The sequence below is a fragment of the Haloferax profundi genome (genome assembly GCF_001469865.1).
Classification (GTDB): domain Archaea; phylum Halobacteriota; class Halobacteria; order Halobacteriales; family Haloferacaceae; genus Haloferax; species Haloferax profundi.
On the sequence record NZ_LOPV01000212.1, the window covers coordinates 1 to 12789 of the forward strand.

Sequence of the window (12789 nt, forward strand, 5' to 3'; positions counted from 1 at the left end):
GACGACGACCGACCGCCCCCGTTCCTCGGCGTCCGACTCACTCTTGCCTCGGGAAGACTGGACGTTCAGTAGGGTCGGGACGGTCCCGTCGACAGTCGCGAATTCGGCCGCCTGGTGTGCGACGACCGGCGCATTGTGTCCAGGGGCGACGAGTGCCACCGGCGTCCCGATGGTCTCGTTTTTGAGGTTCACGAGTGAGACATCACAGCTCGCGTTCCGAACCACCGGGTCGACCGTCGCGCCGAAGACGTGGTCGTCGCGTTCGAGCGTCCCGTCCCAGCCGAGGATGGCCTCGTCGGCGACCTCCTCTTCGAGCACGTCGAGTATCGCCTCTCCGACGTCGGGAGCGACAACCGTTCTGGTTCGGAGGGTGACGTCCATCTCGGCCGCGATGTCGTGGGCGCTCTCGAGAAGTTCGCGCTGATGCTCGAAGCGGTCGGCCTCGACGTTCTGAAACGGCGAGGGGTGTGCGACCGGTGTGACGTTGACCGCGACGAGCTCGGGCGTCCCCCGGTCCTCGTTGGCGTGCGCACTGGCCGCCGCCAGACGGAGGAGGCCGCGCTGTGTCGCCGGGTTCGCCACCGGAACGACCACGCGAAACGGCTCGGCTGGTTTCCCTCGAATCGCTTCGCCGAGGAGCCCTTCGTTCACGACGCGCCCCCGTGTGTAGGTCGCGTACCAGGCGACCCCGAAGGCGACGATTCCCGACCCGATGACGACGACGACAGTCGCCATCTGCGAGACGACGACGAGCGACAGCACCACCCCCAGTACCGGGACGGCCGGGTAGAGCGGTCGAGGAAGCGCGAACGAGGGGTCGTAGCCGTCCGGGTCGGCCCGCCGGAAGACGACGAGTGAGACGTGGACGAGTGAGTAGGCGACGAGGAAACTGAAACTCGCTGCCTCTGCGAGCAGCGCGATGATAGTCTCCACTTCGAGGCCGACGAGAATCAACAGTGCCGTCACGCCGCCAGTGGCCGCGATGGCTCGATGGGGCGTGTAGAACGTGGGGTGGCTCACGTTGAACCAGTCGGTCACGACCCCGTCTCTGCCCATGGCGTAGATGACCCGTGAGGCTGCGAGTATCGACGAGTTCGAGCTCGATATCGCCGCGATGATGGCGGCGAAGACGATTGCGACGACCCCCGCCGGACCAAGGTAGACGACGGCCACGTCCGAAACCGGGATGGGAGAGTCGCCGAGCGACTCGAAGGGGATCACTCCAGTGCTGACGAGCATGACGAGGACGTACAGGATGGTCACCAGCACCACCGAGAGAATCATCGACAGTGGGATCACTCGACCGGGGTTCTTAATCTCGCCCGCGACGGTGGCGATAATCTCGAAGCCGAGGAACGAGATGAAGACGATGCCAGTCGTGGCGACGACACCACCGGGTCCGAAGGGGGCGAACGGTTCGAGGTTCCCAGGGTCGATGAAGAAGACGCCGACCGCGACGAAGACGAGGATGATGGCAGTCTCGGCCCCGATGGTGACGTTCTGGAAGGCGCTCGACTCCTCGGTGCCGTAGTAATTGACCCCGAGGAGGAGGACGAGTCCGACGAGACCGAGGCCGACGATGAAGACCCGTCCGTCGAGGAACGGAATCGGTTCGACGAGATACTGCCCGAAGCCAATCATGTAGAACGCGCTCGCGAACATCAGCCCCGTCCACATACCCCAGCCGACGACGGCCCCGAAGAGTCCGCCGAGCGCGCGGTTGACGTAGTGGTAGCTCCCGCCAGCGATGGGCATCCCGGTCGCCAGCTCGGAAAGCGAGAGTGCCGCGAGCAGCGCGACGAAGCCAGCGATAGCGTAGGAGATCGAACTCGCGGGGCCAGCGGTTTCAGCGGCGATGCCCGGGAGGATGAATATTCCCGCACCGATCATCGTCCCCCCGCCGAGCGTCATCGCCTCGACGAATCCGAGCGTACGCTCGAGTTCGTTCCCCTCGACGCTCATCTATCTCTCCTCCATCTCGTGGCGTCTGGGCTCACTCGACATCCCTCACGATGAGCGCCGGGACCTCGAGCGCGTCGACAATCGCCGAGAGGACGTCCCCCATGATGCGCTCGCGGAGCGAGGGATCGGTCTCGCCGAGGACGACGAGGTCGTACGCTGCTCCGAGTTCGACGATGTCGGTCTGTGGGTCACCGCCTTGCGAGAGCCGCCAGTCGACCCTGTCGCGTTCGACACCGTACTCGACGAGGCGGTCGACGGCACCCATGAGGAGTAATTCTCCCTGAGTTGGATTGGCGCCTTCTGGGACCGAGTGGAACAGAGTGGCAGTCTCGTTGCCCGCGAGCAGCAGGTCGGCGACGACTGCGAGGATTCGGTCGAGGTTCACGTCCCCGCGAAGCGGGACGAGGACGCGGTCGACGACCGTCGAACTACCAGCCGTCAGTACCGTGTCGCAGTCGTACTCGTCCGCGATGCGGTCGATGGTGGCCTCGCGGTCGTGCGTGAAGACGAGCACCTCGGCGGGATGACCGTGCTCGTCGGCGACTGCGTCCAGCCGGTCGGTGGCCGTGGGACCGTACTGGTCCCTGAGCAGTGCCGGTTCGGCCTGGTCTGGGACCGGAAAGTACCCGAGTAAAACCACCTCGACGGCGCCGAGATGGTCGAGGACGTCGAGGGGTGGCGGCTCCGCCTCCGAGACATCGACCGGGACGAGAATCCTTAGCTCGTCGATGCGTGTCATGATGTCACAAACGTTCTCTCCCGGCCCGTTTCAATCCTTCGCGGGGGTGCAGGCGTCTCCGAACACCGGAGTCAACCACATCCGGTGAGCGCCGGTCCGAACTGTCGAACTGTAGTCCTAGGTCATCGTCGAAGCGCTGTCCCCTCTTATTCCAGCATCTCCCGTCACTGAAACGAGCTCGACTGGTTTGCAGCATCCAGCCACCAACCTCTCTCGGTGCAGTGCGTGTGAGTAGCGGCAGCACCGTCTCTGTCTCCTGATTTCTCGTCGTTTCGTCGTCTGTGATGAGTTGGCCGTGCTCTGGGCGAAAGTGACCCCGTCGGCAACAGCGTCCCCTCAGGTGACCGTCGACCAGTCCATCTTCTCTTCGGCGACGTCCCGTTCGATAGCTTCTGTAGTGCGGTCAGATGGGTCGCCGTATCCGCCGCCGATAGTCTCGTAGTACGTGAACCCGTCGCCGCCGCCGGTTCGACTGCCGAGTGAGTTACTGGCGACCATACACACCCTTCTCGGAGAGTGACTCATGCATCCGTCACCAGTTCACACGAGAGACGAAAATCCGGTCAGTGCACCTCACGCGAGAGGGAGCGTGACCTCGAACACGCTCCCGTCGGGTTCCGCGTCGTGAACCTCGACGGACCCGTCGTACTGGTCAACGAGCATGCCAACGAGGTAGAGTCCCAATCCCGTACCGGGACTCTCCATCCCCTTTTCTCCTTTTCCGAATATCTCGTCTTTGCGGGAGTCGGGAATCCCCGGTCCGTTGTCGCGGACACAAACGGTCGCGCAGTCTTCGTCCGTCGCTGTCGAAACTGAGACCTTCGGGACGTCTTTGTCGTTGTGTCGGACCGCGTTCTGGAGGAGGTTTCTGAACACCGAGGGCAACATATCGTCTGCTTCGACCGAGACGGCAGGAATCGAACCGGAGACGCGAACCTCGGCATCGACGTGGGCCGAGTCGATGTCTTCGACTTGCTCTTCGACTGCCTGGTCGAGCGCTACGGCCATCTTGTTGGATTCGGGTTTGAGCATCACATCGGCGAGTTCGCGCGCAGTTCGGGTGAGTTCGACGGCGTCCTCTGCACTCGTCTGGACTTTGTCCAGATACGCACGGCCGGTGTCGTCGACGTGGTCTTCGAGCATGTCGGCGTACGCGACGACCAACTGGAGGTCGTTTCGAACGTCGTGGCGAACGACCTGATTGAGAACGTCGAGTCTATCGCGCTGTTGTTTCAACTGCCGCTCGAGTTTCGTCCGTTTGGTGATATCGCGGTTGACGGCGACGAGTCGTTCGACGGTGTCCGAGTCGTCGAGTATCGGTGCAATCGTCTGGTCGACGGTGAACCGTTCGCCGTTTTTTCGTTCGTTCACGAGTTCGGCGTGCCACACGTCGCCAGCGAGGACTGTCTCCCAGAGGCGTCGGTAGAAGTCGTCGTCGTGCTCACCAGATTTCAAGATTCGAGGCGTCTTTCCGACGACTTCCTCTTTCGTGTACCCTGTAATCTCCTCGAAGGCAGGGTTCACGTACTCGATGGTCCCGTCACGGTCGGTGACGACTATCGAGTGGCCAGCGTGTTTGACTGCCTGTTCGAAGCTTTTGAACTGGATTCGGTTTGCCCCCTGTTCGGTGTTTTCAGCGGCTTCCCCGCCAGTATTGGTCACAACTGTTGCAAAATTTTGATACGTCAGTATAAATCACTAGGATTGCTGTGTCCTCGCGTTTACGGGCGCAGACCTACTCCAGTGACAGCGAGAATCCCCACGTCGCTGTGGTTCGCTTCTCGTCGCCTCCGGTCAACCCACCGACAGCGAACGTCGTTTCGAAGCGGAACTCGCCAACCGGCAAGCAGCTATCTTCACCATCTTCTTTCGCCGCCCCGTAGAGGTCGACCAGTGCAGACTTCGATTCACCCGGTTCGAACGTCTCGATTCGGTACTCTTCGGTGACGGCGATTGGGTCGTCGAGTCGCCAGCATCCCGGTTCGGCGGGATACTCCTGTCCTGCCGGCAGGAGAATCAGGTCGCGCGAGTCGTCGCCGACGTACTGGAAGAAGATGGCACGGCCTTCGCCGACTTCGACGCGTTCGTCACTCGTGTTCGTCAGCGTGACACGGAGTTGTGGCGGGTGGTCGTCGGTTGCAACGTCTTTGTGCACTTCGACTGTCGGTTCGATGGGGATGTCCGGGGCAGAGTCGACGCTCGTGAGTACGATTCCCGGCCCGCCCGTTCCACTCGGGCGGGTCCCTCCGCTGGGGTCGGTTCCAGTATCGGTGGTATCCGGGAGGTCAGTCGAGTCGTCGGTATCGGGTGAATCGCCGTCGCCTCCGCCACCGCCGAGGCATCCGGCGACGAGGCCGAGAGACAAGACAGCAGCAGAGCGAACGAACAGTCGACGTGTGGGGGACATACCAGTACGTCGTCGTGTGAAGGAATAACCCTACGTGAGAGACAAATCGGTGTTTGTGTCACACGGTGAAACGGCACCCGAGGGACTCGGAAACCTACGTGGTGAAGGTGAGCTGATGTGTCTCGCTCACGGTGCCGCGTCGCGGTGGTGTCGCTGGCGGTAGTACTCCCACTCGGCGTCGGTTCCGTAGTGAACCACGAGGTCTGTCGCCGTCTGTTCGGCCACGCCAGAGACGTCGCGAAGCGCCGCAGTGTCTCGCTCGACGACGACTGCCGCGACAGCGTCGGCGCTGCCGAAGTGGTGGTAGAGTGCGCCTGCGACCTGCCGTCCCGTATTCGGGACGGGGACGCAGGCAGACTCGACGCGCGCACGTTCTGCCCTGTCGTGGATGCGACGAATCCACTGCTGGACCCACGAGGCGACGTTTGCTCTCTCGTCGTCGGTATCGGGCGTCTCGACTTCGCGAATCGACTCGTCGACGATACCGCCAAAGCGGGCAGACAGAGAGAGTCCACCGGGATGCGGGAGGACGTGAACACTCGGTGGGTCGCCGGACTCGGTTCCGACGAGAACCGACGGGACCGACTTCTCGAACCGAAGCGCGAAGTTCGCAGGGCGGGGTTCCCCCGGTGGGTAGATGACCCACTCGTCGTTCGGCAGGTCGATTCGTTCGGGAAGCCACCCGAGTTCACCTGCTGGGAACCGGCCTTCGGCGTCTCCGTTCTCGTCTGTCTCACGGGTCACAGCGTAGTCCTCTGATGATGGCGCAGTACTCGATTCGCAGCGTCGAGGCGGTCGTGTACGCTGACAGTCCGGTCGCCAGTCCATAATACACGCGGTTATCGGAACGAACTGGTCACACCGAAGGCACCGAAGACACCGCAATCGCCCGAAGAACACACCCCAGCGTGTCGAACGACGCACCTCTGTCCGGCACCGTCCCCCGCCAGTGTCTCACAGACACACAGGCACATCACACCCATTTGCTCAAGTACGTAGAGGACGAAGCCCGGTGTATGCCCGTCGTTGAGGTCAACCTCCCGGACGAACTGCTCGTCGAATTCGAACAACTCGTGGACGAAGAGTTCATCAGCGAAGAACAGGCCGTCGAAGAACTCCTCTCTATGGGGATGGACGCCTACGGTGCCCCCGTCGACGACGAGGGTGGTGTCCAGTCGGACTTCGTCCAGAGCGCCCAGAACAACCTGTTCGACACTGCCGGTGACCCCGGTGGACTCGACGACGACGTGCTCTAGACGGAAGCAGAGCGTTCTGCCCCCGGCATCTGACGAGTGGTTCGACGACCACTCGAACTCACCGGCCAGAGATTCTTTTCAGATGTCACATTCGACACGCTATTTCAGCGCTGCTCTCGGGCGATTCCGTGGTTAATCTCACATTTACCTGTACGTTCGCCGCGTGACCGAACTCGCAGGGACAACTGCCCGCTCGGCCCTGGATTTGTCGTGTCCCGGGCAGCGTTTGTCGGTGTACAACTTTCTGGGAGGGACACCAACACCCGACGATGAACGCCCCGATTTCGGACCAGACGGTTCTCGTGACGGGTGGCGCGGGTTTCATCGGTAGCCACCTGGTCGACGCCCTCCATCAGACCAACGAGGTCCGTGTCCTCGACGACTTCTCCAGTGGCCATCGGGACAACCTCCCGTCCGACGTGACACTCGTCGAGGGGACCATCCTCGACGAGCACGCGGTCCGGAGCGCGACGGAAGGTGTGGACATCATCTTCCACGAAGCAGCAGTCGTGGACGTCGGCGCGTCGGTCGAACGCCCGCTCGAAACACACGGCGTGAACTGCACAGGGGGACTCACCATCCTCGACCGAGCGCGAGACGAAGACGCACGCGTGGTCGTCGCGTCGAGCGCGGCAGTGTACGGCCAACCGAATCACGTCCCCGTCACAGAAGACGACCCGCTCAGACCGACCTCACCGTACGGACTACAGAAACTCGCGTTGGACCGGTACGCAACGATGTACCACGACCTGTACGGTCTCGAGACGGTCGCACTTCGGTATTTCAACGTGTACGGCCGACGGGGAGAGGCGAGTCAGTACAGCGGTGTCATCGACGTCTTCGTGCGACGCTCGCTCGAAGGTGACCCACTCGTCATCTTCGGTGACGGGACCCAAACCCGCGACTTCGTCCACGTCGACGACGTGGTGCAGGCGAATCTCCTTGCGGCGACGACAGACAACGTTGGGACGGCCTACAACGTCGGGACTGGCGACAGTGTCTCGATTCGTGACCTAGCGTCGACCATCTCGGAACTCACCGAACGCCCCACGTCGGTACAGTTCGAACCTGCTCAACCCGGGGACATCGCAGAGAGCGAGGCCGATATCACTCGCGCACGACGTGACCTGGGGTTCGAACCCACGGTGTCACTCCGGGACGGCCTCGGGAAAATCGTAAACGAACGCAAAAAACGCCCGACGGGGTACGAGTGACCTCGGCTGAAGACTGTCGAATCGGTGGCTATACGAAGCATAACAATACCCACGCTGGTCCACCTATTTACGAACGGAAATGACTCACAGACGGCAGTGGAAGAGTGTCGTCGGAACGTCGATTCAGACTTCCACGTGCACCGCTCGCCGTCTTAATCATGCGGCCCACCGACCGAGCGAATCGAACGCCGAGGAGACGTGGACGGTGACCACACGATGAGTCGAAACCTGATGAAAGGGTTTCTGTCGATATTTAGCGCCAAAGTGATAACGTCAGTCGTCTCAATCGCGACACTCCCGCTCATCGTCCGCGTTCTGGGACCGGGAGGGTACGGTGACTTCGCCTTCCTGTTGTCGGTGTTCTCCGTGCTGATGATTTTCATCAGTTCGGGAGTGACCGGTGGCGTCCAGAAGTTCGTCGCCGAAGAGCGAGACGAACCGAACTGGAAAGCGAGCGTCATCTGGTTTTACTTCAAACTCGCAGTCGTCCTCGCAGCAATCGGCTTCCTCGGACTCGTCACCGTGACAGGGTCCGGCGCCGTAGAGCGCCTCTTCGGGCCGGATTTCGTCTTGTACTTCTACCTGCTTGCCATCTTCGTCATCGCGGCACAGTTCCGCGAATTCTGCAATCGGACGCTGTTAGGACTCGGACTCGAACAGTTCTCGGAGCCGATTCGTGTGCTGAACAAACTCCTGTGGATCAGCATCGGCATCGGACTCGCCGTATTCTACGACGGTGGTGTGGCGGGGTTCCTGCTCGGAAACATCCTCGGTGACACCGTCGCTGCGATACTCGGACTTCTCGTCATCAACCGATACGTCCCGCTGAAAACCGTCTTTGGGAGCGTCGCGTCGAACCTCTCGGAGCGTCAGTTACTCACGTTCAACGTCCTCAACGTCGCCCTCGTCTTGCTGGTCATGTCGTTGTACCACATCGACGTCATCATGATTCGCATGTTCCTCGGAAACGACGAGACGGGGTACTACAAAGCCGCACTCGCGCTCGCAGAGTACATGTGGTTCGTGCCAATCGTCCTGCAGTCCCTGCTGCTTCACTCGACGTCCAGTCTCTGGTCCAGCGGGGAACACGAACGAGTCTCTCGGATGTCTGCCCGGATTACGAGGTACACCGCACTGCTGACCATCGTGATGGCCATCGGTATCGCCGTCCTCGCTGACCGATTCGTCCCGTACTACTTCGGTGCCGACTTCCTGCCAGTGGTCGCACCCCTCATCTTCCTCCTTCCCGGGGCACTCGGGTTCGCAATCGCACGCCCCATCTACGCTATCAGTCAGGGGAACGGGAACCTCAAACCCCTGATTTTCGCTACCGGTGGGGCCGCACTGTTGAACCTCGTGTTGAACTTCATCCTCATTCCCCAGTACGGTATCATCGGTGCGGCAGTGGCGACGAGTATCGGGTACGGGTCGATGTTCGGCCTGCACGTATTGAGTGCCAGATACATCGGCTACGACCCGCTCGGCGACTTCCGTGCGGTTCGTATCGGGGCGACTGTCCTCGTCTCGGCACCGGTCATCTACCTCATGGACACGGTGATTTCGAGTGACCTCGTCGCACTCGTCGTCGTTCCACTCCTCGGTGGGGCATTCTACTTCGTCGCCGCACTCGGCACTGGGGCACTGAGTGTCGACGAGTTGCTCGGGATTCTCGCAGCGCTCCCATCCCCCTTCCGGAAGTGGTCGAAGACCATCGAGGCGTGGATAGATTGATGGGTTGCACTATTCCCTTCGAGTCAGTGTGCTTCGTCGTGGCGTAGATGGAAGGCCACACGTCGTGGCCAGCTTTCGGGGGTAAGAGTGTCAGTATTTCGAACAGTTCTCCCTGGATTTCGCTGTATAACAATATCACTCTCGGTGTAATCTCAGACTGGTTGTGCCGTGACCGCAGGGACACAGTCGCCAAGAGAATCTCGGGCGGTCACAGGTCACTCGTTCGGGGGAAAACAGACCCTGAAGGAACGACTCGAGGCAGAATCCACAACACGGACACGATGTTCATTCCGCTCGACCCCAACTTCAAACTCAGATGGGTTGGCAAACCCGACCCATTGCACCCGTCGTGGGTGGACGACCCCAATTGGGTCCCACGGGGACACAAACAGGTGTACGCGCACGCACGGACAGGACTCTACGCAATCCTCGACGCCCTCGGTACTGACGGGGGGACAGTCATGCTCCCGGCGTACCTCCCAGAGAGCGCCGTCTGGCCGTTTCGGGAACACGGCTACGAAATCGTCTATTACCCGATTTCAGCGGATCTCACGTACCCAGAGCAGGAAATCGAAGCGCTCATCCATCAGGTAGAACCAGACGTCGTTCTCTTCGTCCACTACCTCGGGTTCGCTGACTCGTCTTTCGACTCGCTTGCACAGACTGCCAGTTCGAGTGGTGCCTTCGTCATCGAAGACTGCGCACGAGGGTTGTTCAGTAGAGACGAAGATGGGAAACTGCTCGGAACCACCGGAGATGCCGCAGTCTACAGTGCGCACAAGACACTCCCCGCACCGTTCGGTGGCATCGTCGTCAGTCGAACACACAGACTCGAACCGCCTGTGTCGGCAGCGTCCGAAACGAAGGAACTTCTCAGACTCACCGGGATGTGGACTGTCAACCACCTCAACGTTCGGAAACAGCTTCGTCGACTGAACGGACGAGCGACTCCGCGACCATTCGAAGAAGACCTCTCTGAAGTCCAACCGATGCCGGCCACTTCGTGGCCACCTCTCACACCCGGAAGACTCTCGCGAATCGGACTACACCACGCTTACCCACTCCGTGTTCGGTCAGAGCGAAGTGGGAGGTACAACACGCTCCGCCTGAGTCTACTCGACACCGAGGGTGTCGACGTGTTGACACCAGTAGCGCACGACACAGCGTGTCCATACGGGGTCGCAATCCGCGTGAGAGAGGGACCAGTGGTACGGAACCGAATCTACAACGCGATTCGAAGTGCCGGACTCCCCGCAGAACGGTATATCTGGGGGCTCAAGGGAGACGGTTCGTACATCGAACAGTTCCCGAGAGCGACGCACCTTCGAGAGTCGATTATCGTCCTCCCAACGCACCAACAACTTCCGTGGGAGTCGCTGCCGCTCTTCGGGAAGTGTATCGAAACGGTACTCGACGAAAAGCCGCCTCGGTCGACGACGAGTTCGGAAGAACTGTCGAAGCACGTCTGAGTGCGGACGGAGTCTTCCGAACCGTCACCCGGTGGCGGATATCGAGGCTGAAGGGGTGTTCAGACGCGTCGAACGTGCGTTATCTCGGGCAACCGATGTCCGAGGACGGTTCAGACGACCCGTAGTGGTTGTTGTTGAACGAGACGTTCCGCCATTCGTCCGTGTGGACCTGGATGATAGCCTCGTTCGTCCATCCGCTCGGGTTGTCCCGCGGTTCGACAGGGTTGTAGAACCAGTTGTCGTGGATGTCCGCGATGTCGTCCGGCACGCCGCGGATGGCGACGGCAGGGACCTTCTCGTCTTCGAGTTCGTCGTAGATGGCCTCGACCGTGTTGTTGTAAATCTTCATCGTCGTACCACCCGGCCGGTGCTGGTCGAACACGTGCGAGATGGCGTCTGCCTTCACGTGGTTGTAACGGATGGTGTAGCCACCGCCGTTACCCTGGACGCTGTGGCGGTTGTGGTCGAAGAGGTTGTACTCGATGATGGGGTTGTCAGATCCTTCCGTTGCGACACCGTACCCGTGACCCTCGCGGGGGTTGTGGTGGAGGTGACAGTGGTGGATGTGCGTGTCGTCGTTCGAGCGAATCGCAGCGTACCCCCAGCCGAATGCGTTGACGTTGTCGATTTCGATGTTGGAACCGCGAGCGTCGATACCGAGTTCGGTGTCGTCTGCTTCGACCCAGTCCCAGCGCGGGCCACCGACCTGCAGGCCGGTGATGCGGACGTCGTCTTGGACTTCGAGCATCGCCCACGGACTGTGGTCGGTCTTGATGAGGCCACCTTCGGCACCGTTGATACCACGGTCGGATGCGAGCGTGATGCCACGCGGAACGGTCAGTTCGCGGCGGCCAACGTCGATTTCTGCGCCGCCTTCGACGTAGACGACGTCACCGCTCGACGCGTCGTCGAATGCAGAGACCAACTCGCGCGTGGAGGAGACGAGGTAGTCGGCCTCAGACGGAGCAACAGTGTTGGGGTAGCCGTCGCCGCCACCGATTGCAGGCCCAGTCGGGGTCGAGTCGTCGGTCGGTTCGGACGTCTGGGAACCGAATTCGGACGGGTCGACTTCCTGGCCGTCGATGAGGAGTTTGAACGGTCCGGTGTTGGGGCTGAACTCGACGAGTTCGCCCTTGAACTTGAACGAGTCACCGTAGCCGTTGCCGGTGTAGCCCTGTGCGGTCCAGGTGCCGTCGGAGTTCTGCGAAATCTGGTCGTTCCTCGTCTCTGCAGAGTTCCGCGTGTCGTTGAATATCTTCGTAATCTCGTCGGTCGCCGTGAACTCGTAGGTGAGTTCGGAGGGGTCTTCGGTCGAGATGATCTCGATGGTGTGCTCGACGGTCTGCTCGATGTTCTCTCCGCACTTCACGACCGCAGGGCCGTCGAAGCTGAAACTCGTGATGTTACCGGAGAACTCGTAGGCGTCGACGCCGTCGGTGACCGACCCTTCGACGCGGCCGTCGGAAACGGTGTCTGAGGACGAATCAGTGCTGGTGGAGGAAATCTTCTGAATCGTCTCTGAAACCTCGAACACGTACTCGGTCGATTCGGAGGTGTCCGACCCGTCTACGATGAGCGTGTACGGGTGGCTCTCTGCGCTCGCACTGCCCGTGCCGAGGGCGAGTGCCGCCAGGGTTGCGCCGCCAAGCTTCAGGTAGGTTCGTCTTCCGAGGAGGGAATCGTCGTCTTCCTTCTGCACGCCGTTGCTTTCGGGTACCATATGTCCGGTTAAGATGAGCATTAAGGTATAAACCTTCCCCTTATCCCAACGATAGGATTTAGATACAGTCACAAATACCTGAACAAAGTAAACATTATTCAATTATTGATTTCGCGGTTTTATGTGTGTTGAATAACCCCGTTAAGCAAGCATTATTGGCGTTAGAGACCCTGAGAAGCCACTATTCATTCTGTATTTTTGGTGTTACATCGAATACAGGAATTCGACACATGGCCAGATTAATGAGTGTTAACATTCAGCACACCACGAATGGGTCGCGACCGAGATTCT

Annotated in this window: 11 protein-coding genes; 4 read left to right on the forward strand and 7 right to left on the reverse strand. The window is 60.6% G+C overall.

The window, feature by feature from the left end; genetic code table 11:
• The 6 genes from AUR66_RS10770 to AUR66_RS10790 form a co-directional block, all read right to left on the reverse strand.
• Nucleotides 1-1962: amino acid permease (locus tag AUR66_RS10770; RefSeq protein WP_231727831.1), on the reverse strand; the 1962-nt coding region annotated here is incomplete at its 3' end.
• 31 nt (nt 1963-1993) lie between these two features.
• The gene (locus AUR66_RS10775) at nt 1994-2701 is read right to left on the reverse strand and encodes a universal stress protein (RefSeq protein ID WP_058572426.1); all 708 of its coding nucleotides are present in this window, start codon (nt 2699-2701) and stop codon (nt 1994-1996) included.
• 336 nt (nt 2702-3037) lie between these two features.
• Nucleotides 3038-3199: a hypothetical protein gene (locus AUR66_RS21220; protein ID WP_157533068.1), complete on the reverse strand. Its 162-nt coding sequence runs from the start codon at nt 3197-3199 to the stop codon at nt 3038-3040.
• Nucleotides 3200-3274: 75 nt separating this feature from the next.
• Entirely contained in the window at nt 3275-4363 is a 1089-nt protein-coding gene (locus AUR66_RS20545; protein WP_231727833.1) for a two-component system sensor histidine kinase NtrB, read from the reverse strand.
• Between the two features lie 73 nt (nt 4364-4436).
• Nucleotides 4437-5108: a hypothetical protein gene (locus AUR66_RS10785; RefSeq protein ID WP_058572427.1), complete on the reverse strand. Its 672-nt coding sequence runs from the start codon at nt 5106-5108 to the stop codon at nt 4437-4439.
• Between the two features lie 126 nt (nt 5109-5234).
• On the reverse strand, nt 5235-5852 hold the full coding sequence (locus AUR66_RS10790; protein ID WP_058572428.1) for a hypothetical protein: 618 nt from the start codon (nt 5850-5852) through the stop codon (nt 5235-5237).
• A 272-nt stretch (nt 5853-6124) separates the two neighbouring features.
• Here AUR66_RS10790 and AUR66_RS10795 point away from each other — a divergent pair, with 272 nt between their 5' ends.
• The 4 genes from AUR66_RS10795 (at nt 6125) to AUR66_RS10810 (ending at nt 10778) form a co-directional block, all read left to right on the forward strand.
• Entirely contained in the window at nt 6125-6364 is a 240-nt protein-coding gene (locus AUR66_RS10795) for a DUF7120 family protein (RefSeq protein WP_058572429.1), read from the forward strand.
• Nucleotides 6365-6633: 269 nt separating this feature from the next.
• Nucleotides 6634-7578: an NAD-dependent epimerase/dehydratase family protein gene (locus tag AUR66_RS10800; protein ID WP_058572430.1), complete on the forward strand. Its 945-nt coding sequence runs from the start codon at nt 6634-6636 to the stop codon at nt 7576-7578.
• Nucleotides 7579-7794: 216 nt separating this feature from the next.
• Nucleotides 7795-9309 (forward strand): flippase, encoded by a 1515-nt coding sequence (locus AUR66_RS10805; protein ID WP_058572434.1) that lies wholly within the window; start codon nt 7795-7797, stop codon nt 9307-9309.
• 281 nt (nt 9310-9590) lie between these two features.
• Nucleotides 9591-10778, forward strand: coding sequence for a DegT/DnrJ/EryC1/StrS family aminotransferase (locus AUR66_RS10810; RefSeq protein ID WP_058572431.1), 1188 nt, complete (start codon nt 9591-9593; stop codon nt 10776-10778).
• Nucleotides 10779-10857: 79 nt separating this feature from the next.
• Here the strand turns inward: AUR66_RS10810 and AUR66_RS10815 are convergent, their stop codons facing one another.
• Nucleotides 10858-12498 (reverse strand): right-handed parallel beta-helix repeat-containing protein, encoded by a 1641-nt coding sequence (locus tag AUR66_RS10815; RefSeq protein ID WP_157533069.1) that lies wholly within the window; start codon nt 12496-12498, stop codon nt 10858-10860.
• Between the last annotated feature and the right edge of the window lie 291 nt (nt 12499-12789).

Coding starts and splice junctions, on each gene's coding strand:
- AUR66_RS10805 (WP_058572434.1), top strand. CDS start 7,795: ATGAGTCGAAACCTGATGAAAGGGTTTCTGTCGATATTTAGCGCCAAA.
- AUR66_RS10775 (WP_058572426.1), bottom strand. CDS start 2,701: ATGACACGCATCGACGAGCTAAGGATTCTCGTCCCGGTCGATGTCTCG.
- AUR66_RS10800 (WP_058572430.1), top strand. CDS start 6,634: ATGAACGCCCCGATTTCGGACCAGACGGTTCTCGTGACGGGTGGCGCG.
- AUR66_RS10815 (WP_157533069.1), bottom strand. CDS start 12,498: ATGGTACCCGAAAGCAACGGCGTGCAGAAGGAAGACGACGATTCCCTC.
- AUR66_RS21220 (WP_157533068.1), bottom strand. CDS start 3,199: ATGGTCGCCAGTAACTCACTCGGCAGTCGAACCGGCGGCGGCGACGGG.
- AUR66_RS10795 (WP_058572429.1), top strand. CDS start 6,125: ATGCCCGTCGTTGAGGTCAACCTCCCGGACGAACTGCTCGTCGAATTC.
- AUR66_RS10810 (WP_058572431.1), top strand. CDS start 9,591: ATGTTCATTCCGCTCGACCCCAACTTCAAACTCAGATGGGTTGGCAAA.
- AUR66_RS10785 (WP_058572427.1), bottom strand. CDS start 5,108: ATGTCCCCCACACGTCGACTGTTCGTTCGCTCTGCTGCTGTCTTGTCT.